Source organism: Thiobacter sp. AK1, from assembly GCF_039822265.1.
Classification (GTDB): domain Bacteria; phylum Pseudomonadota; class Gammaproteobacteria; order Burkholderiales; family Thiobacteraceae; genus Thiobacter; species Thiobacter aerophilum.
This window is the reverse complement of record NZ_JBAJEX010000006.1, coordinates 75,186-101,853: the sequence shown is the minus strand read 5'-3', so window position 1 is coordinate 101,853 and position 26,668 is coordinate 75,186. Positions and strand designations below refer to the sequence as shown.

The 26,668-nt window shown below is 64.8% G+C and carries 27 protein-coding genes; 8 read left to right on the top strand and 19 right to left on the bottom strand.

From position 1 onward, the window contains the following. The first annotated feature begins 428 nt into the window (after window positions 1–428). Entirely contained in the window at window positions 429–1,946 is a 1,518-nt protein-coding gene (ilvA, locus tag V6E02_RS08815; protein WP_347308422.1) for a threonine ammonia-lyase, biosynthetic, read from the top strand. On the opposite strand, the gene V6E02_RS08810 is transcribed toward ilvA, so the two are convergent. Next, the gene (locus V6E02_RS08810) at window positions 1,943–3,331 is read right to left on the bottom strand and encodes an NAD-dependent succinate-semialdehyde dehydrogenase (RefSeq protein ID WP_347308421.1); all 1,389 of its coding nucleotides are present in this window, start codon (window positions 3,329–3,331) and stop codon (window positions 1,943–1,945) included. The genes ilvA and V6E02_RS08810 overlap by 4 nt on opposite strands. Before the next feature lie 175 nt (window positions 3,332–3,506). Between V6E02_RS08810 and V6E02_RS08805 the strand changes: the two genes are divergently transcribed. After that, window positions 3,507–5,414, top strand: coding sequence for a transglycosylase SLT domain-containing protein (locus V6E02_RS08805; protein ID WP_347308420.1), 1,908 nt, complete (start codon window positions 3,507–3,509; stop codon window positions 5,412–5,414). Window positions 5,415–5,543: 129 nt separating this feature from the next. Here V6E02_RS08805 and V6E02_RS08800 read toward each other — a convergent pair whose 3' ends face one another. From V6E02_RS08800 to V6E02_RS08720, 17 genes are all read right to left on the bottom strand, one after another. Continuing rightward, the gene (locus V6E02_RS08800) at window positions 5,544–6,656 is read right to left on the bottom strand and encodes a tetratricopeptide repeat protein (protein WP_347308419.1); all 1,113 of its coding nucleotides are present in this window, start codon (window positions 6,654–6,656) and stop codon (window positions 5,544–5,546) included. Further along, window positions 6,653–7,552: an ExeA family protein gene (locus V6E02_RS08795; RefSeq protein WP_347308418.1), complete on the bottom strand. Its 900-nt coding sequence runs from the start codon at window positions 7,550–7,552 to the stop codon at window positions 6,653–6,655. The genes V6E02_RS08800 and V6E02_RS08795 overlap by 4 nt, the downstream gene beginning before the upstream one ends. Window positions 7,553–7,585: 33 nt before the next feature. Further along, complete coding sequence (mshL, locus tag V6E02_RS08790) at window positions 7,586–9,268, bottom strand: pilus (MSHA type) biogenesis protein MshL (protein WP_347308417.1); 1,683 nt, start codon at window positions 9,266–9,268, stop codon at window positions 7,586–7,588. Further along, window positions 9,265–9,654: a hypothetical protein gene (locus V6E02_RS08785; RefSeq protein ID WP_347308416.1), complete on the bottom strand. Its 390-nt coding sequence runs from the start codon at window positions 9,652–9,654 to the stop codon at window positions 9,265–9,267. Before V6E02_RS08785 ends, mshL begins: the two co-directional genes overlap by 4 nt. Next, window positions 9,639–10,307, bottom strand: a complete 669-nt coding sequence (locus tag V6E02_RS08780) for a hypothetical protein (protein WP_347308415.1) — start codon at window positions 10,305–10,307, stop codon at window positions 9,639–9,641. The genes V6E02_RS08785 and V6E02_RS08780 overlap by 16 nt, the downstream gene beginning before the upstream one ends. Further along, window positions 10,304–10,918, bottom strand: coding sequence for a PilN domain-containing protein (locus tag V6E02_RS08775; protein WP_347308414.1), 615 nt, complete (start codon window positions 10,916–10,918; stop codon window positions 10,304–10,306). The genes V6E02_RS08780 and V6E02_RS08775 overlap by 4 nt, the downstream gene beginning before the upstream one ends. Then, window positions 10,915–11,814: an agglutinin biogenesis protein MshI gene (locus tag V6E02_RS08770; protein WP_347308413.1), complete on the bottom strand. Its 900-nt coding sequence runs from the start codon at window positions 11,812–11,814 to the stop codon at window positions 10,915–10,917. The genes V6E02_RS08775 and V6E02_RS08770 overlap by 4 nt, the downstream gene beginning before the upstream one ends. Window positions 11,815–12,056: 242 nt before the next feature. Beyond that, the gene (locus tag V6E02_RS08765) at window positions 12,057–14,927 is read right to left on the bottom strand and encodes a DUF6701 domain-containing protein (RefSeq protein ID WP_347308412.1); all 2,871 of its coding nucleotides are present in this window, start codon (window positions 14,925–14,927) and stop codon (window positions 12,057–12,059) included. After that, complete coding sequence (locus tag V6E02_RS08760; RefSeq protein ID WP_347308411.1) at window positions 14,921–15,355, bottom strand: hypothetical protein; 435 nt, start codon at window positions 15,353–15,355, stop codon at window positions 14,921–14,923. Before V6E02_RS08760 ends, V6E02_RS08765 begins: the two co-directional genes overlap by 7 nt. Then, entirely contained in the window at window positions 15,352–16,161 is an 810-nt protein-coding gene (locus V6E02_RS08755) for a prepilin-type N-terminal cleavage/methylation domain-containing protein (RefSeq protein WP_347308410.1), read from the bottom strand. The genes V6E02_RS08760 and V6E02_RS08755 overlap by 4 nt, the downstream gene beginning before the upstream one ends. A 4-nt stretch (window positions 16,162–16,165) precedes the next feature. Next, entirely contained in the window at window positions 16,166–16,633 is a 468-nt protein-coding gene (locus V6E02_RS08750) for a prepilin-type cleavage/methylation domain-containing protein (RefSeq protein ID WP_347308409.1), read from the bottom strand. Further along, entirely contained in the window at window positions 16,620–17,045 is a 426-nt protein-coding gene (locus V6E02_RS08745) for a prepilin-type N-terminal cleavage/methylation domain-containing protein (protein ID WP_347308408.1), read from the bottom strand. The genes V6E02_RS08750 and V6E02_RS08745 overlap by 14 nt, the downstream gene beginning before the upstream one ends. A 67-nt stretch (window positions 17,046–17,112) precedes the next feature. Then, a complete protein-coding gene (locus tag V6E02_RS08740; protein ID WP_347308407.1) occupies window positions 17,113–17,619 on the bottom strand; it encodes a type II secretion system protein in 507 nt (168 codons plus the stop codon). Between the two features lie 18 nt (window positions 17,620–17,637). Further along, a complete protein-coding gene (locus tag V6E02_RS08735; RefSeq protein WP_347308406.1) occupies window positions 17,638–18,075 on the bottom strand; it encodes a prepilin-type N-terminal cleavage/methylation domain-containing protein in 438 nt (145 codons plus the stop codon). A gap of 103 nt (window positions 18,076–18,178) precedes the next feature. Then, window positions 18,179–18,688, bottom strand: a complete 510-nt coding sequence (locus V6E02_RS08730) for a type II secretion system protein (RefSeq protein WP_347308405.1) — start codon at window positions 18,686–18,688, stop codon at window positions 18,179–18,181. An 89-nt stretch (window positions 18,689–18,777) separates the two neighbouring features. Next, on the bottom strand, window positions 18,778–20,010 hold the full coding sequence (locus V6E02_RS08725) for a type II secretion system F family protein (protein ID WP_347308404.1): 1,233 nt from the start codon (window positions 20,008–20,010) through the stop codon (window positions 18,778–18,780). A gap of 234 nt (window positions 20,011–20,244) precedes the next feature. Continuing rightward, complete coding sequence (locus tag V6E02_RS08720; RefSeq protein ID WP_347308403.1) at window positions 20,245–21,951, bottom strand: GspE/PulE family protein; 1,707 nt, start codon at window positions 21,949–21,951, stop codon at window positions 20,245–20,247. 95 nt (window positions 21,952–22,046) lie between these two features. Between V6E02_RS08720 and trmL the strand changes: the two genes are divergently transcribed. From trmL to V6E02_RS08690, 6 genes are all read left to right on the top strand, one after another. Beyond that, window positions 22,047–22,514 (top strand): tRNA (uridine(34)/cytosine(34)/5-carboxymethylaminomethyluridine(34)-2'-O)-methyltransferase TrmL, encoded by a 468-nt coding sequence (gene trmL / locus V6E02_RS08715; protein ID WP_347308402.1) that lies wholly within the window; start codon window positions 22,047–22,049, stop codon window positions 22,512–22,514. Between the two features lie 394 nt (window positions 22,515–22,908). Further along, the gene (gene hemP, locus V6E02_RS08710) at window positions 22,909–23,088 is read left to right on the top strand and encodes a hemin uptake protein HemP (protein WP_347308401.1); all 180 of its coding nucleotides are present in this window, start codon (window positions 22,909–22,911) and stop codon (window positions 23,086–23,088) included. Between the two features lie 86 nt (window positions 23,089–23,174). Further along, on the top strand, window positions 23,175–24,041 hold the full coding sequence (locus V6E02_RS08705) for a DUF6662 family protein (protein WP_347308400.1): 867 nt from the start codon (window positions 23,175–23,177) through the stop codon (window positions 24,039–24,041). An 8-nt stretch (window positions 24,042–24,049) separates the two neighbouring features. Continuing rightward, window positions 24,050–24,586, top strand: a complete 537-nt coding sequence (locus V6E02_RS08700) for an FMN-binding protein (protein WP_347308399.1) — start codon at window positions 24,050–24,052, stop codon at window positions 24,584–24,586. Next, window positions 24,583–25,476: an FAD:protein FMN transferase gene (locus V6E02_RS08695; RefSeq protein ID WP_347308398.1), complete on the top strand. Its 894-nt coding sequence runs from the start codon at window positions 24,583–24,585 to the stop codon at window positions 25,474–25,476. Before V6E02_RS08700 ends, V6E02_RS08695 begins: the two co-directional genes overlap by 4 nt. Then, window positions 25,469–25,972 (top strand): hypothetical protein, encoded by a 504-nt coding sequence (locus V6E02_RS08690; protein ID WP_347308397.1) that lies wholly within the window; start codon window positions 25,469–25,471, stop codon window positions 25,970–25,972. The genes V6E02_RS08695 and V6E02_RS08690 overlap by 8 nt, the downstream gene beginning before the upstream one ends. Window positions 25,973–26,096: 124 nt before the next feature. On the opposite strand, the gene V6E02_RS08685 is transcribed toward V6E02_RS08690, so the two are convergent. Next, window positions 26,097–26,663: a hypothetical protein gene (locus V6E02_RS08685; RefSeq protein ID WP_347308396.1), complete on the bottom strand. Its 567-nt coding sequence runs from the start codon at window positions 26,661–26,663 to the stop codon at window positions 26,097–26,099. Between the last annotated feature and the right edge of the window lie 5 nt (window positions 26,664–26,668).

The following is a 26,668-nucleotide window of genomic DNA, read 5'->3' as shown; positions in this document are numbered from 1 at the left end:
TAGCGCTGGGGCATAATTTTCTCAATTATCGAGCGCGACAGCCGGACGCCGGGAAACGGCAATGACTGTGGCGACATGGGGCTGGATTTCCGCTTGCGCGAAAATGACGGTGATTGCTGCGACCGGTGGTTTGAGCGCTATTGAAGCGCGGCTAAAGCCGCTCCCACGAAACCACCCCAGGGCTGTGGGAGGCGTTTTTGGCAGCGAGCTTGGGACACAACTTGTTACCTATTGAGGATTACGTCAATGCGTGACGCCTTTGTGTCGTCCCCGCGCAAGCGGGGACCCAGGAACATGGCGAGGCATACCCTGGATTCCCGCTTGCGCGGGAATGACGTTTGACTTACGCAGCCTGTCAACGACTTACGTAACGCTCGATAGTTCCCCAACTCTCAGTAAAATGCCGTTTTCCACACGGTTTCCCTTGCATGACCGCGACTTCTGATTACCTGCGCAGAATCCTGACCAGCCGCGTCTATGACGTCGCTATCGAAAGCCCGCTCGAGCTCGCACCCGGCTTGTCGCGCCGTACCGGCAACCGCCTTCTGCTCAAGCGCGAGGACATGCAAAGCGTGTTCTCCTTCAAGCTGCGGGGTGCCTACAACAAGATGGCGCACCTGCCAGCGGGCGCCTTGAAGCGGGGCGTGATCTGCGCCTCGGCCGGCAACCACGCGCAGGGCGTGGCTCTGGCCGCGCAGCGGCTGGCCTGCCACGCCACCATCGTCATGCCCGCCACCACACCCCAGATCAAGGTGCAGGCAGTGATGAACCGCGGTGCCAAGGTGGTGCTGCACGGCGACTCTTATGACGAGGCAAGCGCGCACGCGCGGCGTCTGGAAAAGGAGCACCGGCTCACCTTCGTCCACCCCTACGACGATCCGGACGTGATCGCGGGGCAGGGCACCATCGGCATGGAAATCCTGCGCCAGCACGCCGAACCCATCCACGCGATTTTCGTGCCCGTGGGCGGCGGTGGCCTGATCGCCGGGGTCGCGGCCTACGTCAAGGCCCTACGCCCGGAGATCCGCATCATCGGCGTGGAGCCCGTGGACGCGGATGCCATGTACCGCTCCCTCAAGGCAGGCCGGCGGGTGGAGCTAGCGCAGGTAGGCTTGTTCGCCGACGGCGTGGCGGTGAAGCAAGTGGGCGAAGAGACCTTCCGCCTGTGCCAAGCGTTGGTGGACGAAATCGTGCTGTGCGACACGGACGCCATCTGCGCCGCCATCAAGGACGTGTTCGAGGATACCCGTTCCATTCTCGAGCCAGCCGGCGCGCTGGCCATCGCCGGCGCCAAGGCCTATGCCGCCCGCCATCGGCTCAAGGACAAGACCCTGATCGCCATCGCCAGCGGCGCCAACATGAACTTCGATCGGCTCCGGCACGTGGCGGAGCGGGCGGAATTGGGCGAGCAGCGGGAAGGCATCCTGGCCGTCACCATCCCCGAGACGCCCGGCAGCTTCAAGCGCTTCTGTGCCCTGCTCGGGCCGCGCAACATCACCGAGTTCAATTACCGCTACGCCGATCCGCACGAGGCCCACGTGTTCGTCGGCGTCCAAGTGCAAGACCGGCGCGAGGTGGCAGACATCATCGGCCAGCTCAAGGCGGCCGGACTCAAGGCGCTCGATCTCACGGACAACGAGATGGCCAAACTACACGTGCGCCACCTGGTGGGCGGGCACGCACCCCAGGCCCGAGACGAGCGCCTGTTCCGTTTCGAATTTCCGGAGCGACCCGGCGCGCTGATGAAATTCCTGGACAGCATGTCCCATGGCTGGAACATCAGCCTGTTTCATTACCGGAATCACGGCACGGATTACGGGCGGGTGCTGGTGGGCATCCAGGTGCCCGATGCCGACCAGACGGCGTTCGAAAACTTTCTTGCGCGGCTGGGCTATCCCTATTGGGATGAGTCACACAACCCCGCCTATCGCTTGTTCCTGGGCTAGGCGCGCGCGGCTCGCCGCACTGGACGTTCCCACACCGTCTTCACATTCACGAACTCGCGGATGCCGTGGTAGGACAACTCCCGGCCGAAGCCGGAGGCCTTCACCCCGCCAAAGGGTAGCCGGGGATCGGACTTGACCATGCCGTTGATGAACACGGAGCCCGCCGCAAGGCGCGGCACCAGTTGCTCGGCACGGGCGAGATCGCGCGTCCAGAGGGAAGCGCCCAGACCAAAGCGCGTGTCGTTGGCGATGCCAATGGCGTCCTCCTCGCTTGCCGCGCGAATGACGATCGCCACCGGCCCGAACAGTTCCTCGTGATAGGCACGGCAGCGGGGCGTGACCTCATCCAGGATGGAAGGCGCGTAATACACCCCTTCACGCTCCAGGGGATGACAGCCGATACGAGCGCGAGCACCCTGGGCGATGGAGTCGGTGACCTGGCGATGCAAAGTCTCGCGCAAATCCAAGCGGGCCATGGGGCCGATCTGCGTCCCTTCTGCCATGGGATCGCCCACCACCAACGCCTCCACCCGTGCCTGGAAGCGGGCGAGAAACTCTTCCGCGATCTCCGGCACCAGGATGAAACGCTTGGCGGCGATGCAGGATTGGCCGCAGTTGAGGAAGCGCGAGGCGACCGCCTGCTCCACGGTGAAGTCCAGATCGGCATCGGCGAGCACGATGAAGGCATCGGAGCCGCCCAACTCCAACACGCATTTCTTCAGGTGCTGACCGGCGGCCGCCGCAACGCGCCGCCCCGCCTCCTCCGACCCAGTCAGGGTGACCGCCTGCACGTGGTGGCTGGCAATGGCATCGGCCACGTCGCCTGCTTCGATCAGCAGGGTGGTGAACACGCCCTCGGGCAGGCCGCTTTCACGCCAGATGTCCTGCAGCGCGAGGGCACACTGGGGGACATTGGAGGCGTGCTTGAGCACCACGCCATTGCCTGCCATGAGGGCCGGCGCGGCGGCACGGAATACCTGCCAGAAGGGAAAATTCCACGGCATCACCGCCAGCACCACGCCCAGGGGCGCATAGGCCACGAAGCTCTTGCCGGCATCCGTCTCCACCGGTTCGTCCTGTAGGAATAGCCCGCCATGCTGGGCATAGTACTCGCAGGCGGTAGCGCATTTCTCCACCTCGGCGCGTGCTTCACGCAGGAGCTTTCCCATCTCACGGGTGATGAGCTCGGCATAGCGGTCCCGGTTCAGGCGCAGGTGGATCGCCGCCTGGCGCAGCACTGCCGCGCGTTCGGCGAAGCTCTGGCGCGCCCATTCCTTCTGCGCCGCCGCGGCACGCTCGAGGGTATCGGCCAGGCGGTGGGTATCCCAGCTCGGGTAACTGGCGAGCACCTGGTTGGACGCGGGGTTAAGACTCACGTAGGGCATGGTGTATGATCCCCGTTCAATCGGTCGCAGGCCTTCGACCGTTGGTTTTTCCGGTCTTTCCTCCATGACGCGCGACTCCACGTGCCACGGCGTTCTCACTATAGCAACTCGAAAGGCGGCATGGTTCATGCATAGTACAGGTCGGAAGAGGCACTGCGTTCTGGCGTTGCTTTTCATGCTCCTGCTGCCGCCAGCGGCACGGGCCGCGCCCGAAGACGACATCCTCGCCGCGCGCGATGCCTATACCGCGCGCAACGCGACCCGGCTCGCCCAGGCCGCGCAACGGCTGGAAGGCCACCCCCTCGCCGCGCTCGCCCGTTATTGGCAGCTCGCGCTGGAACTGGACAAGGCCTCCGCCAGTGACGTGCGCGCATTTTTTGCAGCCTATCCGGATTCCTTCCTTGCTGACCGTCTGCGTGGCGAATGGCTCAAGTTGTTGGGCGCGCGTCAGGATTGGGCGCTGTTCTCCGCCGAATATCCCCTGCTCGTAACCGAAGACCGGACGATCACCTGTTATGCCCTGCAGGCACGGCTTGCCCTGCTGCCTGGCGATTTGAGCCCCCTTAACGAGGCCAAACGCCTGTGGTTTACCGGTGCCCCTTTGCCCGCAAGCTGCGAGCCCCTGTTCGAGCGTCTGGCGCAGGAAGCTCGTCTGACCGTGGACGACGTGTTCGCGCGCTTGCGGCTCGCACTCGAGGCTGGCAACGTCAGCGTGGCGCGCCACATCACGCGCTATCTGCCGGAACGTTACCAGCCGGGGCTCAAGGCCCTGGAATCGATCGCGGACAACCCCCAGCGCTTTCTCGATCGCGGCGGATTCACCCTGGCCGACCGTTCAAAGCGGGAAATGGTCATGTTCGCCGTCCAGCGCATCGCGCGCAGTGATCCCCAACAGGGTGCCGCGCGCTGGGAGCGGCTGGAAGAGCGCTTCTCCCCCGAGGAGCGCGCCTATTGTTGGGGACAGATCGCCACCCAGGGCGCGCGGCGACACGACCCTTCGAGCCTGGCGTGGTTTGCGCGCGCGCAGGGATCGCCCCTGACGGACGCGCAGCTTGCCTGGGAGGTGCGCGCAGCCTTGCGCGCAGGGCAGTGGCAAACCGTGCTCACCGCCATCGAGGCCATGAGTGCGGAAGAGGCACGGCAAGCCGGCTGGCGCTATTGGAAGGCGCGTGCTCTCAAGGCGCTGGGGAAACCCGTGGCAGCCAATGAAATCCTGGTGCCTCTATCGCGGGAGCATTCCTACTACGGCCAGCTTGCGCTGGAAGAGCTAGGAATCGTGATGGCTCCGCCTGCTACCAACTACAAGGCCAGCGAAGAGGAAATCCGCGCCATCGCCACGCGCCCTGGCATCGAGCGTGCGCTTGCCTTCTACCGGGCCGGACTACGCAGCGAAGGGACGCGGGAATGGCAATGGAACATTCGTGGCATGGACGACCGGCAGTTGCTCGCCGCCGCCGAACTCGCCCGCCGCAACGATCTAATCGACCGCGCCATCGCCGCCGCCGAGCGCACCGAGAAGCTTTACGACTTCGAGCTGCGTTTCCCCACGCCCCACCGGGACGTGATGCAAAGCTACACGCGCAAGCTGGGATTGGACGACGCCTGGGTTTACGGGTTGATCCGCCAGGAAAGCCGCTTCGTGCAGGTGGCGAAATCCGCCGTCGGCGCCTCGGGGCTCATGCAGCTCATGCCCGCCACCGCCAAATGGGTTGCCAAGCGCTTGGGCCTCGACCGCTTCCACCTTGGCCTGGTCAACGAATTGGAAACCAATCTCAGTCTCGGCACCTACTATCTGCGCCACGTCTATGACCGCCTCGACGGCAGTCCCGTGCTGGCCACTGCCGCCTACAACGCGGGTCCCGGCCGCGCGCGACGCTGGCAAGCGGTGCGACCGCTGGAAGGGGCGGTGTACGTGGAATCCATCCCCTTCAACGAAACCCGCGACTACGTGAAGAAAGTCATGTCCAACGCCGCCTATTATGCTGCCCGTCTCGGCGAGCGCCTCACCTCCCTGCGTGAGCGGCTGGGCGTCGTGCCGGGCAAAGGCGACCGCACCGAAGCCGATTTCGCCAAGGAGCCGTAGGCTGGCATCCAGGACACCGGCAAACGCCTCCCACAAGCGCTTGCTGCTCTGTGGGAGGCGCTTTTAGCGGCAACCTCTGGCGCGGGCAGGGAATCGGGCGGCCTCTGAATGGGGCGCCCGCAGAACCCTTCATGGCCGGCTGCGTAAGCGGCCCAGGCTTTGCTCCGCGAAGGCGCGCAAGTCCGGGCTCAAGCCTGGCAAGCTGCGGGCGCGCTCGAACGCCTGGATGGCCTGCTCGGCGCGACCTTCGGCTTCCAGGGAGAGGGCTAGCCCCAACCACCACTGCGCCCGCTGAGGGTCCCCTTGCAGGGCCGCCTGGAAGCGGGCGATGGCCTCGGCGTGGCGATCGAGCCGCTGCAGGAGTGCGGCCTCAAAAGCGGCATATTGGGCATTGCCGACCGCTTCGGGCGCATAGCGGTCCAGGGTGGCAAGCGCGGCGGACGCGCCCGCGCGCTCAAGCTGCAGCCGCGCCAGGGCCATGGCCAGGGCCGCGGCGGTCTCGCCCTTCGCCAGCGTGGGTTCGGCAAGCCCCGCCTTGAGCAAGGCTTCTGCCTCGTCCAAGCGCCTTGCGTTCACCCATTGCGCCAGCAGGGCCTGGCGCGCGCCGAGATGACGCGGATCGAGGCGTAGCGCCTCCTTAAGCAAGGCCTCCGCTTGCTCGCCCCGACCGCTGGCAAGCTGCGCCAGCGCCTCACGATAGTGCTGATCGGCGCGCTGGGCTGGCGAGATCTGCTTGACGACGCCGGCATCACGTGGTTGCGCTGGCGCCGCGGGGCTGGCCGCAAGCCCCGTTGGCGAGGGTGTACGCAGCGCGGGCGTGGCCTGCTTGCCCACTGCGCTCGGTTGGTCTTGGGCGGCCGCGGCGAGGGTCTGGCGCGGGAGGGACTGCTCGGCCAAGGCGTGGCTGGCCTCTGGCGCAGGCGACGGGGTCGCTGCGGCTGCGGCAGACGCCGTCCGGGCAGGCGCGGGTAACGGCTTTTCGACTGCGGCGGGCGCGGGTAACGGCTTTTCGACTGCGGCGGGCGCGGGCACGACGGCGGCGCGGGGTGGTTGGGCGCGACCCCATTCACGCCACGCAAACCCTCCCCCAAGCGCGAGCAGAACGACGAGGACGCCCGTCACAACTAACCAACGCAACCGGTTGGGCGCGGGGGGTGGCGCTGGGCGCACCGTGCCCGGCAGCGCGCCAGTCTGCTCATGGCGCGCATCCAATTCCTGGAGCATGCGGTTGATCACACTCATCGCAGTGCCACCCATGCCCCTGCCAGCAAGCCCAGTCCCAGCCCTGCCGCCACGGACCACAGCCATCCGGGCTCAACGCGCACGGGCCGCGCCGCTGGCGTATCCCGCGCGGCAAGCACCACGTGACGGGCCTCTACCCGCCTGCGACCCTCGCCGAATACCAGCATCAGGGCCTTGTGGGCCAGCACATTGATCAAGCGCGGCGTGCCGCCGCTGGCACGATGCAAAAGCGCCAGCGCCCGTCGGCTGAACAGGGGCGCGCCGCCATAGCCCGCCACCGACAACCGATGCGCCACGTAGTATTCGGTCTCCTGCCGGGACAGGGGCGCGAGCCGATAGGCGAAGGTAATGCGGCTTTTGAGCTGGCGCAGGTGGTGCGCGGACAAACGTTCGTCCAGCTCGGGCTGGCCAAACAACACCACCTGGATGAGCTTGCGTTTCTCCGTTTCCAGGTTGGACAGGAGGCGCAGCGCCTCCAGGGATTCTGCGGGCATGGCCTGCACCTCGTCCAAGCAGAGCACCACTTTCTTGCCGCCCCGTGCGTAATCCAGCAGGGCACGGGTGATGGCCTTCAAGGCCTGATGCTGATCGGCCTGCTGCGGCAGGGGCAAGCCCAATTCCTCGGCCAGGGCGAACAACAGGGTGCGCGGTTCCAGATAAGGGTTGGGCAGATAGGCGCTCACATAGCCTGAGTCGAGACTGGCGAGAAACTTGCGGCACAAATGGGTTTTGCCCGTGCCCACCTCACCGGTGATCGCGATGAAGCCCTCGCCGTTTTGCACCGCCACCAGCAAGGTATTGAGGGCTTCTTGGAAGCTGCGGGAGGCAAAGGAAAAGGCGGTATCGGGCGTGATGCCGAAGGGTGCTTCGCGCAATCCAAAATAGTGCTTATACATGACTCGAACGCGGCAGGGGTCGCGCGCGGCGGCTCATTGCGTCATGCGCTGGATGTTGCGCCGGCTCTCGAGGATGTCCTCGGCCCAGCTCTCGCCACCCTTCACCACGGTGGCCTTGAGCAGGATTACCAGCTCCGACTTCTCTTGCCTGCGGTTGCGGTTCTTGAACAATTCCCCCAGCACGGGCACCTCGCCCACCCCCGGCACTTGCACCCGTCCGTCCTCGGAGGAAGACTTCATCAACCCGCCAATGGCCACCACCTGGCCATCGCGGGTGCGGATGATGCTGTCGGTCTCGCTCACCGTGCTGGAAGCGAGCGGAAGCTTGAGTTGACCCGCCGTGCCCAGGTTGATCTCCTTTTCGTTGGTGGTGACCTTGCTCACCGCCGGGTGGATGTGGAGCGTGATGTTTTCCTCGTCGTCGATCTGGGGCGTGACATCGAGCACGATGCCGGAGAAGAAGGGCTGCAGGGTGACATTGGGCGTTGTGGGGGTGGAGGCGGCTGTGCCCGTGGTGATCGTGGTGCTCACGTTGGTGACGAAAAAGTCGTCGGTGCCCACCTTGAGCACGGCCTTTTGGTTGTTGAGGGTGGCGATGCGGGGACTGGAGAGCACGTGGACGGCGCCCTGGGTTTGCAAAAACTGCATGAGGGCGGCAAAGCTGCCGGTCTGAAAGGCGATGCCAAACAGTCCGGCGGCGCTGCGGCCGGTCGCTTGCAAGCCGACGCCCAGCGTGTTGCCCAGGGTCGCCGCAGTAACGCCCGCCGGAGGCACCGGCGAGCCCGGTGGAATCGGCAGATTGCCCGCGTCGGCACCCACCGAGAAGCGGTGGCGCCCGAGGCTATCGAAGGCCGCCCAGTTGATGCCAGACTGGAATTCGTCATTGAGCCTCACTTCGATGATCTTGGCCTCCAGGATCACCTGGCGGTCCACCGCGCCCTGGGTCGCGCGCAAATACTGCTCCACCGCGCGCAACTCGTTGGGCAGCGCACGCACCACGATCACGCCCGACTGAGGGCTCACCACCACGCTGCGGCCGCCTTCGCTACCTACGATGGCCCTCACTGCACTGGTGAGCTCCGTCCAGAAGTTGGTGTCGGATTGGGTGGACACACGCGTGCTTTGGATGGTTTCCGTGGTGGCGCCGGGTTGGGTGACTGGCGCGCCCACCACCCCCGGGCTGGCACCCCGCGGCGCATCGCTCACCGAGCCGGATACCACGCGCAGATCGGAAGTGCCCTTGCGCGTCGCCGTCAAATAGTTCACCTGGAAGACGCGCGTTTGCATGGTGAGGGGCTGCACGAAGATGCGATTTCCCTCGATGCGGTAGTCATAGCCGTAGAGCTCGCGGATGGCGTCCAACGCTTCCTTGACGGTCACATCCTTGAGATTGACGGAGATGCTGCCGCTCACCTCAGGATGCACCAGCATGCTGTAGCGTGTGCCATGCACGATGCCCATGAACACCTGATTGGCCGGGGCATTGTTGACCACCAGATCGAAGCGCGGCTCCGCGCTCGTAGGCGGTGGCACCTCGAGCTTCAAGGGCGGGATCAGCGCCTCGGTCACCTGGGTTGGGGTCGCCGGCTTGGCCGCGGACTGGGCGCCTTGTGCAAGCGCCGCGTCGATCTGCTCCAGGGTCGTGGGTTTGCGCTCCGGTAGCGTGGCACAGCCGACCAAGAGCAAGGAAACCAGGCCGTAGAGGATTTTCTTCATGGTTGCGCCTTCCTCGATGCCGGAGCATCGCTTTTCTTTCGTGCAACGGGCGCAGCTTTACCTGCGACCGGCCGCTTGTCCACCTCTGCGAACAACTTGAGCACCTCCGTACCCTCGGGTCCTTTGAGCACCACTTCTCCTTCCGTAATGCGCACCACCCGCTGCTCGCCTAGGCGGCTGCCCACCGTGACCTCCCGACCGTCCACCAGGGCGCTCGCGCGACCCGGCGCGAGTCGGATCATTTGCACGCGCGGGTTAAACGCCGTGGGCAGGCTGCCTGCTGGCGCGCCTTCTGGCGCGAGTGCCGGGCGCGTGGGGTCGGGCAGATCCGCAGCGCCGGCGGGCACAGCCACGAGCATGAGCCAGACCATCAGACGGAAAGCCATGGTTTCTCCGGACTGAGGGTGTACAAGGTGAGAACGAGCCGGGAGACGGGATAGGTCTGAACGGTGAGCTTGGCGCCACCCCAAAGCAGGCGCCAAGAAGATGCCTCGATCGCCTCGGTGTAGGCCAGCAGATCGGCGTAGCGCCCTTCCACCGTGAGCTCAATGCCGTGGCGATAAACGATTGCCGGCTGCCTGGCTTCGGCGCCGCTGACCACCTTGCCGTCAGCCGCCACACCCTGCGCCGGCAGGCTCTTCAAGGCGACCAGCCGCACGCCCGGGTGACGCGTGAGCAACTCACGCAACAGGTCCGCCATCCGGTCGGCGCTCACCAACCCTTGCTGCAAGCCAGCCAGGCGGTCATCGGTCTGCGCCAGGTTCGCCCGCAGAGCCTGGACGCGCGCGCGTAGCGGCGCATCCGGGTCGGCCGATAGGCTTTGGGCGAGCGCCTGCGCTTGCACACGCGCCGCATCCAAGCGCGTTTGATGTGTTTGCAAAGCTTCGAGAAGGGCTTTGCGCCGCGCCGTCAAGGGATCCAGGACAAGCTGGGTGACCGTCATCACCAGGGCGAATGCCGCGGCAAGGAAGATGAGCAAACGCTCCCGCAGCGTCATGCCATCGATCCGTTCGGCCAGACGTTCCCAGCTCTGTTTCATGGTTGCTCCTTGGGCGGGGTGGTGCGCAGCACAAACTCTACGTAGGGAGGATCGGTCTGATCGTCCCCTTTGGGTCGCGTGATCACCAAGCTTGCGAATTCGCGTCCGCGCAGCACCTCTTCCCGTCCCAGCCGGCGTAGATAGTCCGGCACCGCCTCCGGGCGCAGGGCACGTCCAACCAAGGCCAAGTCGCGACCAGTCAGTTCCACGGCGGTAAGCCACAGCCCTTCTTGGTGCTGGCGGGCCATGGCACGAAGAAAGCTGGCCAACCCCACGGTCTCCCCAAGGGCACCCTTTTCCAACAGGGCCGCCAGCGTCTGACGGCGCTCGAGTTCGCCCTCGAGCCGTTTGATTTCATCCGCAAGTTGGTCGCTGGATCGACGCGCCGTCAACGCCTTTTTCGCTTGGGCAAGACGCAGCTCCTCCGCTTGCAGGCGCTTTTCGCTGCGCTCCACCTCCGCCTTAAGCGCATTCACTTGCCAAAAGGCGAAAGTCGTGACCCCCATCAGACCCAAGGCGATGACGCCAAGCGCCTGTAGCATGGTGCGTGCAGAAAAAAGCTTCTTCTGCTTGAGGAAGATGGGGTTGAATAGGTTGATCTGCTGGCTCATAAGGCAGTGACCTCATGCCGCAGACTGCCTCCGAGGGGCAAAAAGAACCGCGTCTGGGCTTCAAGCCCAGCCAGCTCAGGAACCCGCGAAAAATCCAGGATCTCGCCAAGATCGAGGACACTCACCGGCAGATAGAGATTCCCCGCCAGGTGCTCACGCAGGGCCTGCGCGACAGGATTGGGCGCCAGCCACAGGTGCGCCACGGCGACGAAACCAAACTGACGCTCCACGTAATCCAGGGAGCGTTGCACCTCCAGGGTAATGCGCTCGAAATGGGCCTCGCGCACGCCGCCGTTGGCCAAGTCATCAAGCGTCACCTCCAGGTGGCGGGCGAGATAGAGCTCGCCTTCGTGGCTCACCGTGAAAAGCCCGCCCTCGTTGCTAAAGGCGAGCATGGCCACGCCTCGCCCCGGTTGCGCGACGAGACTGGCGAGGTTGCGGCTGGCCATCTCCGGGATGTCGATCACCGACAGGGGGATACCCGCTTGCTGGCACCGGGTGATGTAGCCGGCGATCACCTCGTTGCGTGCGGCCACCACGTACAGGGATTGCGCACGCGTTCCGCCGCTCGGCCCTGGCGGAATCGTGAGGATGTCCAAGGTCGCATCGTCGATGTGATAGTCGAGCATGTCCTTCACCCGCCAGCGCACCGCAACCTTCAACTCCTCCGGCGGCACGCCAGGGGCTTCGACGACCATCATCTGGTATTGGTCGAGACCCAGCAACACACTGACCCGATACTCGGCAAGCCGCATCTCCCGCGCCAAGCGCGCCAGCGCGGCCACGTCGTCCCGTGGCGCAGGCAGGCTGCCACATACCGTCACCAAGGGCTTGGCGCCATTGCGCGGCTCGCAGTGGGCGAGCAGCACCTCGTCGCCACTGAACGCGAGGGTCATCCAGCCTGACCGGTTCTTTTTACCCCACGGAAACGCCACGCCCGCCCGATCCTTTGAAATGACTCGAAATTAACGAAATAAGTGATTGTTGTCAAACTGATTTTGTCGGCCTGGATCCCGCCTCCCCAGGCCACGCGATGGGAAGGTCGATCCTGCCCCCGCGCCATTGGTGCGCATGCGGGTGGGCGCGGCGCTCACCGCGATTGCCGGCGCGACCCCCAGGGCAGATGGCCCATCTGGGTTCAATACCGCTCCCGCCAGTAAATCATGTTTTGACCGCCGCGATAGATGCCGAAAGTGGCGCGCGCCTGAGGGTCCAGCGGACCCGCGCCGGCCCAGGGAAATTCCAGCCAGGTGGGGACATCCAAGGTCACGGTCACGGCGCCGCTGTTGCCAACGCCCGGCGCGGAAAGATCGATGCTGCCTTGTCCGTTGGCGAAATTGACCGCCGTCACGGTTGTCTCACCGGGGTTCAGGTTGCGCAACCAGTTGGAAAAACTCACCTGGCTTGGGGTAAAGCTTGAGCAGTTGTCGTCTGTGTTGGCGCGAAACACCGTGCCGTCGAACCATTCCGCATTCATCGGCACCTTAAGCGGCAACCGTTCCGAACCGTGCGCGTTGCTAAGGCGCAGGCGGCCATAACGGAAGGCGTTGCCAGAATCGAAGGCGATGCCGCTGCCGCCGCCATTGAAGATCGCCGGCGCGGTGGTGGTAATGATGCCCTGCCCCGTGCCGTTCTCGCTCGCATCCTGGACGCTTACGCTGAGGGTGATGTTGGCGTTGAAGGGCGCAGGCCAAGGCGCGCTCGGCGGCCGCGTGTAGGCCAGCGTGTCGCTGGAATTCACACTGATGGTGCCAGTGCCATCGTTGTTGGAGGCCACGGTGGGCGCGCCCAGGACCGTCGTGAGCGCGGGCGTGGCCGGAATCGAGATGTAGGTCTGGCTCACGCTGCTGGCCGTGAGTTTCCACAACGAGCCGGCGTAATTCATCGTGGTCTGCCCAGCGGCATTTTTCGCATAAACAGTTGCAACGGGCACCGTCGAGTAGCCAAAGGGTTGGCCGATGTATGTGAAGCTGCGTGGCGAGCACGCCGTGGTGCCGAAGGTCTTGAAGACGGGAACGTTGGCGGCTGATAGCTCGAAATGATCCGGCACGAACCGCCCCACTGTTTGGCTCGCGCTGGGAATGGTGCGCTCGGCCGCGGTGGAACCGTCGGCTGCATCCACCGCGGCAAAGGTCGCATCCGCAAGTTGCGCCGAGATCACCCCCACCTCGGAATAGGTGGCGGTGTTGGAAACCACCGTGCCGCCACTCGCAGTCCAAGTGCCTGGACTCACGGTACCGGCGCTACAGCCCGTGGGCAACGCGCAGCTCACCGCCACCACGCTGGGTGCGCCGTCGTAGTTTGCAGTCACATTGCCCGCCGCGTTCTTCGCCGTGGCCGTCAGGGTAAAGGGCTGGCCGGCCTTGTGCACCACGCCGCCGTTGGCAAGGCCATTGTTCAGGACGCGTGTCGTGCCTGCCGTCTGCCAGTCGCTATCTGTGGCGGACCAGACGAGTGTGGCCGGCCGGATGGCGAAGTTGTCGGTGGAGCAACCCACCACTGTGGGCGTGCCCGTGGCGGGGTAACTCACGCGCACGCGCACGTCTTTCCAGGCATTGTTTTCCTGGAAGCTCACCGTCTTGCGGCCCTGGTCGGCTGCTGCGAACACCGGGTTGGGACTGAGCGTCTGGATCGTCGTCCAGGTGTTGCGGCAGCCGTTGGCATCGAGCGCACCGCTGTTGTTGCTGGCGTTAAGCAGCTCCACTTTCACCGCCCCGACGAAGCCCGTTTCGATTGCCGTCTTGGTGGCGTTCAGCGCGATGAGGTCGAGATTGAAGGGTTGACCTGCGATTTTGGTCTTGATGAAGCCGGTGATGCTGCCTAGCGCCGTGGTCGTGTCGTAGGCGTTGAAGCCGCCGGGCGTGACGACCCTGGTAGAGGGTGTGCCCAGGGTGGCGGCGACGACACTCCATTCCACGTCATCGATGTGATACCAGGAACGATACTCAAAATAGCTCCGTGCCATGATTTCCAGCGTGATGGTTTGGCCCGCATAGGCGGCAAGCGGAGCGGTGACGGTGAACCACGGTTCACTTCCCCGCGCGAGCGTCATACCGGCGTGGTGAATCCCTCGTGTGTCGGTGTCCCAACCGTTGTATTGACCCCAACCAGAGCGCGCATTGCTCGCCTGGTTCAATCCCTTGTTGGGGCTGAATGGATAGCTGGTGTAATTGTTTGCACCGGGGCCCACCAAGGTCGTGGTGGTCGAACCGATCAGGCGAACGCGCAGGTAGTCGAAATCGCTCGCGCCGTTGTCCGACGCATCCCAGCCCTCCACACGATAGCGAAACACCAGGTTGCCTGGGTTGGTGGCCGGCACAGCGATGCTTCGTGTCAGCGTAACGGCCTGACCCACAAAGCCATTGGGTTCATTGTTCGTACGCGCGCCGAGCAGGTAGGAGTAAAAGCCGGTGTAGGGCGTGCCGTCTGTGAGTTTGGGGGGCGTACCGTTGCCAACGGTGGCTCCATCGGTAGTGACGGACACTATGTCGGGCGGGCGCACCTGCGCATCAAAGAGAGGGTTCGCTTTGGTTGCGCTCCACCCGGGCGGGCTTTGCGTTCCCGTTCCGCCCACTTCGAAATTGCCATTGATAGGTGGCTGCGGGTTGGCAGGTTTGGGCCCGCTCGCAAGAACATCGAAATACAAATAGTAGGTCGTCGGACCGGCGTCCTGCAGAATGAAACGCAGCTCGCCCCGGCTGTTGCCAGGAGGATCCGACGCACCCCCATATACCATATCGGTCCATTCCTGCGTCGCCGCAAGCGTAGTGTCATCCGCGCGGACCACGCGCCAGGAAGCGGGATCGAACGTCCCCACCGCCCCGACAGCGGTGAGCAAAGCTGCGAAGTCAACATCCACTTTCACGGTGCTGTTCACCGAAGCGCCGGCGGGCACGTTGATGGGAACACGGTAAGCCCACCCCGTGTTCCACCACGCAAACACTGGCTGCGACACCGTGAGGGCCGTTAACGCGCACGCGACGATCACTAGCCACCGCTTGGTCAACATGCCCCACCCCCCGCCGCCGTGCACACCGCTACCTGCGCCGACACTTCCCGCTTGACGAAGTAGAGCGTGCCCGGCGTGCCCGCGGTGGCGGTGCTCAGAATGTCGTACACCCGCACCGTGTTGCCCGCCTCGTCGTAGGCGGTGGAAGTGCAGGTGATCGTGGTCGTGAAATCGGCCAGGTCGCCGGTGAAGTTGAGGGTGTCGGTATGACTGCCACTCGTGCAACCGTAACCAGCCGTGTTCTTTGCAGCCTGATACGCGGCCCACTCCACGCCGGACCGCGCCGCGGCAAGCGCCCGCACGCCTTGCAAATCCAGCGTCACCGCCGCATGCTGGGTGGTGGACAAGCTGACCATGAAAGCGCCCAGGGCGGCGAGCACCACCACCAGAAAAATCGCCGCCACCGTGGAGAAGCCCTGCTGTCTCATGGTTCGTTGTCCACGTGCACGGTGTGATAGAGCGTGACGTTTTCCCCGCCATCGCTCAAAGTGAGCGACAGTTCCAGCACGCCGGAGCGTTCGGTCACGCCCTCGAGATAGCGGAAGCTGCACCCCGTCACCAAAGTGGCGAGGCGGGCGGCCTGAACGCCAGCAAGGCTGGGCAGGCTGGCGGCATTGGGCTGTGTGGCCTGGATGGCATAGCCCCAATAGCGCCAAAGCGTGCCGCTGGTGAGATCACAGGCGTAGCTCACCGGTCCTTCCACCACCTGGAAGCGGCTGGCGGGAGAGGCCAGGGGAAACTGCTTGGCGGCAATGCTGACGTGACTTTGCGCGCCCGGCGGGCCGGTATAGGCGCTCAACGTGTCGCCGACGTAGGCGTTTGCGCCGGGGATGTTGGGTCCCAGGTTGTACACCGCGATGCGGTCTCCATTCTGGAAGGTAATCGGCGGGCCGAGGATGTCGAAGCCGGTGTCGAGCGTGCTGATGTCCAGTGGGTCACCCGTACCATCGCTTCGCGGTTGGGCACGGTAGCGGGCGCCGGTGCGGGTGAGCAGAAATTCCACCGTGCGGTCCCCATCCGTCACGCGCAGGGTGTTGGGGAGCGCAAGCCGCACATCGCGCGCCATGCGGCGCAGGGCGGTGTCGGCGATGTCCGATAGTTGCGCCCGGCGCGCCGTGTCGAAATAGCCTTCCACCGGCTTGCGCAGGAAGACCGCCACCATGGCGGCAATGATGCCGGTGATGACGATCACCACGATCATCTCTATGAGCGTAAAGCCGCGCGCGCGGTTCATGGCTTCAAGACCCGGTATCCATGCGGAAGCCGGAGAGGGTAATGGTTTCGCCGCCGGGTGCGGTAACCGTGACCGTCACCCGCTTGGCTGCCGCCGCCGGCACGCCGCCCACAGCCTGGTTGGCCACCGTGACCGAGACGCCATAGCCAGACAGCGCAGGAATCGGCGTGCCGGTGAGGTCGTAGATGCCGGTCGTGGTGTAGCCAGCGTAGTCCGAGACATCGTCGAACAACGCCCGGTTGGCAGGCGTGGCTGCACCGGTAAAGCCGCCCGGCGGATTGGAAAAGTCCTTGAGGAGGATTTCCTCCAGCATACCCTCGGCGATGGCGATGGCCTGCTTGCGCACCATGGGGTCGGCGCTCTTCGCCGTGGTGAGATTCATCACCGAAAGCACCCCCGCCACCGCCACGCCCACGATGACCATGAACACGATGAGCTCCACCAAAGAGAGTCCCCGTTCAAAAGTGCGCATAGCCCGTCTCGGCCTCCACCGTCAGCGTCCGGTTGACGCCCCCGCCGCTCACGTTGTAGCTCGCCCCGCTGGACGGACGTCCAAGGGCATCGAAACTGAGCGCCGCCGGGCCACTCACACTCACGCCGGTGGGAATCACGCGCGTGAGCGCCCCGCCCGCGGGGCTGGGCGCGGGTTGGCTACAGGCCACATCCCAACACACTCGCACCTGCCCGCCGCCGGTCAGCACATGAATCGTTCCATGCTGGGCCACGGCCAGTTTCTGGGCGAAGCGCACGGTCTGGGCAAGCTCGTCGGAAAAGCCGCGGGCATCGAACGTAGCGCGGTCGAAAAAACGGGGCGCCACCACCACGGCCAGGATGCCGAGGATGACAATGACGACCACGAGTTCCACCAGGGTGAAGCCACGCATGGCCAGGGCCCTCGAGCAAAAACGGGGCGAGGCTTGCGCCCGCCCCGCTCCAGCGTGGATAAGGCGATCAGCAGCCGGTGGTGACCACCGTGATCGTCGGCGAACCGCCGGCAACGTTGGGGGAGATGTAGCTGACCCGGCAGTTCGCGGGCGTGGCGGCGCCATTGACCTGGACATTGAGGGTGGAGCCCCCTGCCGCACCGCCACCCGTATAGGTGAGCTGATCCGCCCCATCATCCAACTGCGCCGCCACCAGGATGCCGCGGTTCCCCGCTGCCGGGATCGGGTTGTTGTCGCCGGTCGTGGCCACGGGATAGCCGTTGATCAAGTCGATCACCTGGCCTTCCATGGTCACCGTCGCCGTCCCGCTGGTCGAAGTGTTGGTCACCAGCGCCTGGGCGTGGGCGAGCGCCGCCGCGGAGCGGATCGCCCCGTAGATGCCCTGTGCCTTGGCCACGCGCGCCTGCTGCTGGGCGTTGATGTAGCGCGGCAGGGCGGTGGCGGCCAGGATGCCCAGGATGGCGATGACCACGATGAGTTCGATGAGGGTGAAACCGCGCTGCATGGGGCGCATGATGGGCCTCCTCAAGCTTTAGTTGGTGCAGGGCACGTAGGCGGTTGCGGTCTTGCCGCCCTTGCTGGTGATCTGGCAGTCGATGGTTTTACCGGCGGCACAGACCGCGTCCGTGCCGGCAGCGATTTTGTACTGGTCGGTTGTCGTGGGCGACGCCGTGACGAGGGTGACACTGCCGGAGAGCAAGGTCCCCTGGCCCGCGAGGACACTGTTGGCGGTACCCGCGCAAGCATCAGTGCCATCGGTGATGTTGACACCGGTGCCGCCCGCCTTGACCTTGCCGTAGTTGATGGCGCCAGCCGAAGAGATCGCCCCGGCCACGCCCTTGACCGCGGCCTGCTCGGCTTCGCCCGAAAAGTCGACGAACTTGGGCAGGGCAGTCGCCGCCAAAATCCCCAGAATGACGATCACCACCACCAATTCGATGAGGGTGAAACCGGTTTGCGCCTTGTGCATGATGCGTTCTCCTTCGTTGGTGATTGACGTAACAGCTTCAAAGCAAATTTGATGCCACGATAGCCGCGGTCGCGCGCTGGGGTGGGCCGCTGCTCGCCGAAGATCAGCCGCCGAACCAGCGGTAAGGGGCGACCCTCAGGCGGGCAGAGGGCACGGACGTTACTACGGCTTCGCCTGGCATTTCTTGAGGTCGTTCTACCTCGACGCGCGCCCGAATGCGCTTCTCGCCCGCGGCGTCCGGCTGAAAATGCTCGCCCCGGTCCAGGACATAGACGACCTCCCGCCGCCCCCTGTCGAAATACCAACAGGCTCGACAGTTGGGCTGCGTTTCGGACTCAAACTCGCCCCGATAACCCGGCAGGGGCTCTTCCAGCCAGCGGGCGGGATTGGCGCCATCTAGAGCGGCAATTTCTGCCGTCCGATTGGCGGCAAAAAGTCCGGCCACCTGCAGCCGCACCGCTGCTTTCAGCATCTGCAGGTTTTGTTCCACCATCGCCTTTTCTGCCTGCTCCCGTAGGTAGAGGAGCCGGTCGATGGCCGCAAGCCCCAACAGGGCGACGATGCACACGACCATTACCAGCTCCAGCAGGGTAAATCCCCGACCACCCGTCATTGACATCTTCCCCGGCAATCCCGGCTCGAGCCGTTCGAACAAGTTGCTTGCCGTTTTGAGGCAGGCGCTTTGGCGGCAAGCGGCCGGGGTCACATCGACTTGCCCAGCGCTGCTCGCCCCAGGTCCCAGATGGGGAGGAACACCCCCAAGGCGAGGATGAGCACGAGAACGCCCATCCCCACGATCAGGATCGGCTCGATCTGGGCAGAGAGGTTTTTCACTTCGTATTCCACCTCGCGGTCGTACATGTCGGCGATTTCCTGCATGAGCTCGTCCACCGCGCCGGTTTCTTCGCCCACGGCGATCATCTGCAGCACCACGGGCGTAAACACGCCGCTCGCCACCGCAGTGCGCAGAATCGTCTCGCCGCGTTCCACACCGTCGCGCATCTGCTCGATGCGCGCAGCGATGTAATCGTTGTCCACCACCTTGGCCACCACGGACAAGCCCTGCACGATGGGTACGCCGCTTCTCACTGCGAGTGCAAGGGAGCGGGCAAATCGGGCCAAGGTGGCCTTGCGCACGATGGATCCCACCACTGGCAACCCAAGCTTCATCCGATCCCACTGGTAGCGGCCCCGCGGCGTCTGAATCCAAAGCCGCACCCCCGTGGTGGCGAATAGCAATAGCGCAAGCTGCAACGGCCAGGTGGCCACCATGAAATTGGAGAAGCCGATCAAAAGCCGCGTGACATAGGGCAGTTGAGCGCCAAATCCGGCATACACCTTGGCGAAAGCGGGGATGACCAACAGATTGATGATGACGATGGCCAGGCCCATAGCGATCAGCACGAAGGCAGGGTAGCGCAGCGCAGCCTTGATCTGCTCCCGCGTGCGGCGCTCGAAATCGAGATGGTGGAACAGCCGCAGGAAGATTTCGTCCAGCCGCCCCGTCATCTCCCCCACGCGCACCATGGCCACGTAAAACGGCGAGAAGATGCCTTCGCGCCGCATGGCCACGGAAAGCTCTCGGCCCGAATCCAAGCTCTGGCGCAAGTTACGCAGCACCTGGGCGAAGCTGCGGTTGGAGGTGGATTCCTGAAGCCCCGCGAGCGCGCGCAGGATGGGCACCCCCGCTTTGAGCAGGGTGTGCATCTGGCGGGAAAACAGCAGCACATCCAGCGGCCCGATTCGCGGTTCCGAAAGCCGCTTGAGCCATTCTGGCCTGGGCTTCGCCGCGGTCGGCGGCGCCGGTCGAATCTCGATGGGCGTGACGCTGATGGTGATGAGTTGGTCGGCCACGGCGGCGGCGCTGGCGGCGTCCAGCGTGCCTTCCACCAGCTCCCCGCGGGGGTTTCGACCTTTGTAGGCAAAAAGCGCCATAAACCGTTCGTCTTCCGTCTCAGTCGCCAGTCATTGCGGCTAAAGGCCCTCCCACAGCCCAGTCCCATAGCTCGCTTCCTAGGGCTTTGGGGGCCAGAGGCTCATGCCATGGATTATTCTAGGCCTCGCAGACGACCCAGGACCCAAACAACCCCGGTGCCCCCCCACGGCTGTCTCGCCGTTGGCGGCGCAAGGCCGGCGCCGTGGGAAATCAATCGAGCCCGATTATCCCCCTCAATTGTCTTCGAGCGCGCTGGTCACGCGCATGGCCTCGGCGACGCTGGTGCGGCCCGCGACAGCCAAATCCACCGCGGCCCGACGCAAGGTACGACCCGCCAGCTGTTGCCGCGCAAGGCGCACGAACGCTTGGGTATCCTGACGGTTCAGCGCCTCCACCAAGGGGGCCGTCATTTCCAGCATTTCGTACACGCCCACGCGGCCGCGGTAGCCGGTGCCGTTGCAATGGCTGCAGCCACGCCCCTGCACCCAAGGTCGCTGCGCCGCCTCGGGGCCCAACTCCAGTTCCAGCCAGGCAAGCTCGTGGGGTAGCGGCATGTAGGCGGCCATACAGCTGTCGCACACCAGCCGCAGCAGCCGCTGGGCAAGCACGGCGTGCACGGACATGGCCACCATGTATGGGGGCACGCCCATATCCAGCAGGCGGATGGGGGTCGAGACAGCATCATTGGTATGCAGGGTGGAAAGCACCATGTGCCCGGTCATGGCCGCACGCATGCCCATCTGCGCCGTTTCCTGATCGCGCATCTCGCCCACCAGCACGATGTCCGGATCCTGGCGCAGGACGGTGCGCAGCACGCGGGAGAAGGTAAGATCGATCTTCTCGTTGACCTGCACCTGGTTGATGCCGGGCAGCCGATACTCCACCGGGTCTTCCACGGTGATGATCTTGCGCTCCACGGCGTTTAGTTCGGCGAGCACCGAATAGAGCGTGGTCGTCTTGCCGGAACCGGTGGGACCCGTCACCAGCACCATGCCCTGAGCGCGGTGGAAGATTTCCCGGAAGCGTCCCAGCATCGTCGCCGGAAAGCCCAGTTGCTCAAGAGGGGGCGCGCCTTCGTCCTGGTTGAGTAGGCGCATCACCACGGACTCCCCATACTGGGTGGGGAGCGTGGAGATACGCACGTCCACCGTGCGGTTCTTCACCCGCACGTGGAAACGGCCGTCCTGGGGCAGCCGTTTTTCCGCGATGTCCAAACCCGACATGAGCTTGAGGCGCAACGCCAGCGCGGTGGCAATCTTCGGGTCCACCTCGGTTTGCAAATGCAACACGCCGTCGATGCGGAAACGGATACGCAGCGTCTTCTCCTGGGGCTCGATGTGGATGTCTGAGGCGCGCACCTGGGTGGCGTCTTCGAACACCGTCTGCAGCAGGCGCACGATGGGCGCGTCCTCCAGACTGGGCGTGGCGCCCAACAGGCCGAAGTCCACGGCGGTATCACCCAGCGCCACCTCCAGTTCATGGGCCAAGTCGGTGATTTCATCGGTGCGCCGGTAGAGGCGATCGATGGCCTCCATGAGCTGGCCTTCGTTGACCACGGCCAGGCTCAGATCCCGCTTGAGGATGCGCGCGATCTCGTCATAGGCGAACAGGTCTGTGGGATCGGCCATGCCCACCAGGGCGGTGTTGTCCTTCACTTCCATGACGATGGCGCGGAAGCGCCGCGCCTGGGTCTCCGGCAGCAGCCGCACCACCTCGGGCCGCAGTTGGTAAAACTTGAGATTGATGTAGGGAATGTTGAGCTGACGGGCGAGTGCCTCGGAAATCTGCTCCTCGGTGACGAAGCCTTGCTCGACGAAAATTCGCCCCAGCTTACGCCCGGTACGCTTCTGCTCTTCCAACGCCAGGGCCAACTGCTCTTGGGAGATGAGCTTCTGGTTGACCAGGATCTCCCCCAGGCGGACTTTCTCAGGTCTGGCCACGGCGCCCCCGACGGCAGTTCATGTCATACCTCATATTTATTGAGCATATCGTTGATTCGGCTACACTAACTGTTTTTAGTGGCAGGCGCAAGGCAATGTTTCACCTGGTCCTCTTCCAGCCGGAGATCCCACCCAATACGGGCAATATCATCCGCCTGTGCGCCAATAGCGGCACCACCTTGCACCTGGTTGAGCCCCTGGGCTTCCGGCTAGACGACAAACAGCTGCGGCGTGCTGGGCTCGATTATCACGAGTTCGCCCGCCTCCTCGTGCACCCGGACTGGCGCCACTGCCAGGAAGCGCTGGCGGGCAGCCGCCTGTTTGCCCTTTCCACCCGCGGCAGACGGCGCTACGACCAGGTGGACTACCGACCGGGAGACGTCTTCGTCCTGGGTCCAGAAACCCGCGGCCTACCGGAGGACGTGCTATTGGGTTTTCCAACTGAGCGGCGCCTGCGTCTGCCCATGCTGCCCCACTCCCGCAGTCTCAACCTCGCCAACGCTGCCGCCATCGTCGTCTATGAGGCCTGGCGCCAGAACGGGTTTGCCGGCGCCGCCGATTGAGATCGCCCGAGTACGCCACCGCCTTGGCATGGCCCGTCGCCGGCGCACCGGTGATTCCCCTCTGGGGATAGAGCATCCCAGTCGCTTCCGCAAAAAGGGAAATCCACTTCCCCTTCCCGCGCAGCCACCGCTTCCTTGATCCCGGCCCCGCACGCCCGCACCGCCCGATGGCATAAGCCCCTGGCTCGGTTAACCCAGTGGGAGAGGTTTGAGCGCGCTTCTGGCAGCGGCCCGTGAGAGCAATCGTGGCAGCGGCTTGTGGGAGGGGCTTTAGCCGCGATGGCTGACATGGTGGTGGCCAGATCGCGGCTCGAGCGCCCCCAGGAGCGCGCCCCTTGACGGCCGGCGGCGCGTCTTTCATAATGCGAATCACTCGCATTTGCATTGACAGGCCATGACGACCGAAATCCCCACAGCCGCCCCGAAAGACTCCCGCTACCTGGTCCTGGATCGGCAGCGTCCCATCCCCAGCGAACGGTTGTTCCGCCAGGAAAACGAGGTGCGCATCCTGCATCAGGGCCAGGAATACCGCCTGCGCATCACCCGCGCCGGCAAGCTGATTTTGACGAAGTAATCACTGACTTAGCCAGCCAGTTCCGGCGTCCGTGGGACGCCTGAGCCAGCCAGCCAGACTTTTTGACTGCTCAGAAAGGAACTGCCATGTCACTGACCCGCCACCACCTTACTGGCCTGTTGCTGGCCGCCGCCGTGAGTCTGCCCGCCCAAGCAGACGAGAACCTGCTCGGCTACACCATGGGTGCCGAAACCTTGCCCCAGGGTGCGGCCGAGGCCTACCTCTGGCTCACCGACCACCGTGGGAAGCGCCAGGGACACTACGAGGCCCAGTATGTGCGCCTCGAATATGAATACGGCCTCACCGACACTTTGTCCGGCTCGGTCTATCTCAATGGCTACCGCCACGATTACAGCGGCAACCCCGTACCTGGGCAGATCGACGGCGAGTTGAAACAGGCGCGTTGGAGCGGCGCCTCCGCCGAGGTGAAGAAAATGCTCGCCTCGCCCTACAAGGCCGGGCTGGGCGTCGCCCTTTACGGCGAGGTGACCTACGACAGCATCGACTCCGTCACCGGAGAGAAGGTGGATGCCTGGGAGCTGGAAGGGAAGCTCATCTTCCAGAAGCCTTTCCTGGATGACCAGTTGCAATGGGTCACCAATCTGGAGCTGGAGGCCGAAACCAACCGGGCACGGGCGGGCGGCGAGCGAGAGAATGCCATCGCGCCACGCCTGCGCACGGGGGTGTCCTACCGCTTTGCGCCCAACTGGTTCGTGGGTTTCGAGGGTTGGGCCGACGTGGAATATCGCAAGACACCGGGCGGCCCCTGGGGCCGCGACCACTGGGACATGTTCGCTGGGCCCAGCTTGCACTATGGCGCGAAACAATGGTGGGCAACGCTCACCTACGTCCGACAGCTCGCCGGCTCCGACGAGCAGGACATGCACACGGGGTTGCATCTGGCGGATCACGAGAAACAGGAAATCCGCCTCAAACTCGGTTACAACTTCTGAGGCTCACCATGCGTCATGATCTGCTTTGGCTGTCCGTCCCCGCCCTCGCCGCGGCCGCGCTGCCCGCCCACGCGGTGCAATATCTCACGCTGGAACAGGCGCAGCACGCGTTGTTTCCCGAGGCAAGCGGCTTCCGGGACGCCAAGCTGCTGCTGAGCGCCGAGCAGCGGGAGGCCATCGAGAAGGCGTCCAAGGTGCGCGTGCGCAGCCCCGAGCTCCATGCCTGGCGGGCGGAAGCCGGCGGCAAGCTCGCCGGCTGGCTGCTGGTGGACGAGGTGTATGGCAAGCACGAGTTCATCACCTATGCCCTCGCCCTCGATGCCACGGGCGCTGTGCGCGGCATCGAGATCATGGACTACCGCGAAACCCACGGCGCCCAGGTCCGCAACGCTGCCTGGCGCGCGCAGTTCATCGGCAAACGTGCCGGGGCGCCGCTGGAACTGGATAAGGACATACAGAACATCAGCGGCGCCACCCTGTCCTGCAAGCACATGGCGGAAGGGGTGCGGCGTCTGCTGGCCACCTACGAGGTGGCGTTGAAATGAGCGCAGGGATACGCCGCGCCCAGCCCTGGCTGGGCACCCTGGTGGACATCGCCGCGTCAGGCGAGTCGGTCGCGCAGGCGGTGAACCAGGCCTTCGAGGCCGTGGCCATGGTGCACCGTCTGATGAGCTATCACGATCCGGACTCCGATGTCTCACGCATCAACCGGGAAGCGGCCCTCGCGCCGGTGACGGTCCACCCCTGGACCTGGCAGGTGCTGGCGGCAGCACGGGAATTCTCGGCGCAAAGCGGCGGACTGTTCGACATCACGGTCGCACCCCTTTTGGCGCGGCTGGGATATCTGCCGCGGCATGCCGACTTTCCCCGCGCCTCCGGCCAAGGGGACTGGCGACATGTGGAATTACTCTCGGCACATCGGGTGCGGCTCGCCCGGCGCGTGCGCATCGACCTGGGCGGCATCGCCAAAGGCTTCGCGGTGGACCGGGCGCTGGATGTGCTACGGGAACACGGGGTAAGTAGTGCGCGCGTGAATGCCGGTGGCGACCTGCGCCTATTCGGACCCAATTGGCAGCCGCTGAACGTGCGCCATCCCGCGGCGCCCACACGACTTCTGCATGTGACGGACTTGCGTGCGGGTGCCGCCGCCACCTCCGCAGGCTATTTCGCCGCGCAACGCGTGCATGGCCGGTGTGTCACGCCCCACATCCATCCCCTACGCCGGCAGGCCCTGGCCCCCGGTTCCAGTGTCACCGTGCTGGCACCCGATTGCATCACTGCCGACGCCCTCACCAAGATCGTGCTCGCCGACCGCGAGGCCGCGCGCAGGCTGTTGCCCCGCTTTGAGGCGCGTGCCCTCTTGCTGGAGCGAGACGACCACAGCGGCGCCTGGCAGCTATACGAACTCGGTTGTCAAGAGGCCTGCCGTGTCTAGCGTACCCCTCCCCATCCGCCTTCCCCGCAATCACCGCCGTGCGCTAAACCTGGTCTTCTTTGGCGTCTGGCTATCGGGTGGGCTATGGTTATTGTTTCACCATTTCCTGGCCGTCCCGAGCCCGTTCGGACCCACCCCGCATCCGCTGGAAAAGTGGTGGCTGCGCCTGCATGGGGGCTTCGCCTTCGCCACACTCGTGGTCATGGGATCGGTGCTACCGGTGCACGCGCGTGGGGCGTGGCAGCGGCAGCGCAACCGCATCACGGGATTGATGATGCAGGCTTGGCTTGTTTGGCTCGCGGCAACCGGCTATGCCCTCTATTACTTCAGCAGCGAAGCGAATGAAGCGTGGTTACCGCTTCTACACTGGATCGCCGGCCTGGCTCTCCCCCTTATGCTCACCCTGCACGTGAAGCGGGGACGCGCGCGGGCGGCTGCCCGCGTGGCAAATGCCGCGCCGCCGGCATCCGCGCGTGCTGCTGCCGAAACGCCCTGACTCATCGCAACCGCTCAAGCGGGCGCAGGCAAGCTTGAGCGCGGCCCGAGCGCTCGCCGAGCGCTTGCCAGGCGAGCAGCTAGATGCGCGTGCAACACACTGCGCGGCCTTCGGCTTGGGCGCGTCACTCCCGCACGACTTCGCCACGGAAGCCGATGGCCACGGCCAGGCCGGCGAGCACAAGCCCCAGCAGGATCATGATCGGCCCAAGGCCGGTGCCCAGGATCTGACCGGCCCACGCCTGGTTGAACACCGTCACCAGGTAGAGCATGCCGGAATGCAGCAGCGTGCCTAGGATGAACAGCCAGCCGATCACCTGCTTCATCCATGCCCGCTTGCAGGAAACGAACATCAGCACGACACCCACCACGATGTTGAGCAAGGCTTCCAGGTTGCCGTGCACATGGGGACCGGAGCGCACCGCGTCGATGGGCGCACGCGCGTTGATTTCACGATTGATGGCAAGCACCGCATCGGTGGTGAGGTGCCCCAGCTTATCGGCGGTGATGGGGGCAAGCGTCTCGGGATCGTCATAGTTGGCGCCCGCCACCTCGGCCAGTTTGCCGGTGGTCGCGACCCGACCTTCCTGGGCTTGCTGGGCGGTGGGGTGCAGCTTGAGCAGCATATAAGGGCCCAGCGCGGCAGATAGGGCAAGGAAGAAAAAGCCAAAGGCGATGTTGAGTCTGCTCATGACGG

What these genes read in the sequence shown, in the direction of transcription:
- ilvA (WP_347308422.1), top strand. Translation starts at nt 429, where the DNA reads ATGACCGCGACTTCTGATTACCTGCGCAGAATCCTGACCAGCCGCGTC.
- V6E02_RS08810 (WP_347308421.1), bottom strand. Translation starts at nt 3,331, where the DNA reads ATGCCCTACGTGAGTCTTAACCCCGCGTCCAACCAGGTGCTCGCCAGT.
- V6E02_RS08805 (WP_347308420.1), top strand. Translation starts at nt 3,507, where the DNA reads ATGCTCCTGCTGCCGCCAGCGGCACGGGCCGCGCCCGAAGACGACATC.
- V6E02_RS08800 (WP_347308419.1), bottom strand. Translation starts at nt 6,656, where the DNA reads ATGAGTGTGATCAACCGCATGCTCCAGGAATTGGATGCGCGCCATGAG.
- V6E02_RS08795 (WP_347308418.1), bottom strand. Translation starts at nt 7,552, where the DNA reads ATGTATAAGCACTATTTTGGATTGCGCGAAGCACCCTTCGGCATCACG.
- mshL (WP_347308417.1), bottom strand. Translation starts at nt 9,268, where the DNA reads ATGAAGAAAATCCTCTACGGCCTGGTTTCCTTGCTCTTGGTCGGCTGT.
- V6E02_RS08785 (WP_347308416.1), bottom strand. Translation starts at nt 9,654, where the DNA reads ATGGCTTTCCGTCTGATGGTCTGGCTCATGCTCGTGGCTGTGCCCGCC.
- V6E02_RS08780 (WP_347308415.1), bottom strand. Translation starts at nt 10,307, where the DNA reads ATGAAACAGAGCTGGGAACGTCTGGCCGAACGGATCGATGGCATGACG.
- V6E02_RS08775 (WP_347308414.1), bottom strand. Translation starts at nt 10,918, where the DNA reads ATGAGCCAGCAGATCAACCTATTCAACCCCATCTTCCTCAAGCAGAAG.
- V6E02_RS08770 (WP_347308413.1), bottom strand. Translation starts at nt 11,814, where the DNA reads ATGACCCTCGCGTTCAGTGGCGACGAGGTGCTGCTCGCCCACTGCGAG.
- V6E02_RS08765 (WP_347308412.1), bottom strand. Translation starts at nt 14,927, where the DNA reads ATGTTGACCAAGCGGTGGCTAGTGATCGTCGCGTGCGCGTTAACGGCC.
- V6E02_RS08760 (WP_347308411.1), bottom strand. Translation starts at nt 15,355, where the DNA reads ATGAGACAGCAGGGCTTCTCCACGGTGGCGGCGATTTTTCTGGTGGTG.
- V6E02_RS08755 (WP_347308410.1), bottom strand. Translation starts at nt 16,161, where the DNA reads ATGAACCGCGCGCGCGGCTTTACGCTCATAGAGATGATCGTGGTGATC.
- V6E02_RS08750 (WP_347308409.1), bottom strand. Translation starts at nt 16,633, where the DNA reads ATGCGCACTTTTGAACGGGGACTCTCTTTGGTGGAGCTCATCGTGTTC.
- V6E02_RS08745 (WP_347308408.1), bottom strand. Translation starts at nt 17,045, where the DNA reads ATGCGTGGCTTCACCCTGGTGGAACTCGTGGTCGTCATTGTCATCCTC.
- V6E02_RS08740 (WP_347308407.1), bottom strand. Translation starts at nt 17,619, where the DNA reads ATGCGCCCCATGCAGCGCGGTTTCACCCTCATCGAACTCATCGTGGTC.
- V6E02_RS08735 (WP_347308406.1), bottom strand. Translation starts at nt 18,075, where the DNA reads ATGCACAAGGCGCAAACCGGTTTCACCCTCATCGAATTGGTGGTGGTG.
- V6E02_RS08730 (WP_347308405.1), bottom strand. Translation starts at nt 18,688, where the DNA reads ATGACGGGTGGTCGGGGATTTACCCTGCTGGAGCTGGTAATGGTCGTG.
- V6E02_RS08725 (WP_347308404.1), bottom strand. Translation starts at nt 20,010, where the DNA reads ATGGCGCTTTTTGCCTACAAAGGTCGAAACCCCCGCGGGGAGCTGGTG.
- trmL (WP_347308402.1), top strand. Translation starts at nt 22,047, where the DNA reads ATGTTTCACCTGGTCCTCTTCCAGCCGGAGATCCCACCCAATACGGGC.
- hemP (WP_347308401.1), top strand. Translation starts at nt 22,909, where the DNA reads ATGACGACCGAAATCCCCACAGCCGCCCCGAAAGACTCCCGCTACCTG.
- V6E02_RS08705 (WP_347308400.1), top strand. Translation starts at nt 23,175, where the DNA reads ATGTCACTGACCCGCCACCACCTTACTGGCCTGTTGCTGGCCGCCGCC.
- V6E02_RS08700 (WP_347308399.1), top strand. Translation starts at nt 24,050, where the DNA reads ATGCGTCATGATCTGCTTTGGCTGTCCGTCCCCGCCCTCGCCGCGGCC.
- V6E02_RS08695 (WP_347308398.1), top strand. Translation starts at nt 24,583, where the DNA reads ATGAGCGCAGGGATACGCCGCGCCCAGCCCTGGCTGGGCACCCTGGTG.
- V6E02_RS08685 (WP_347308396.1), bottom strand. Translation starts at nt 26,663, where the DNA reads ATGAGCAGACTCAACATCGCCTTTGGCTTTTTCTTCCTTGCCCTATCT.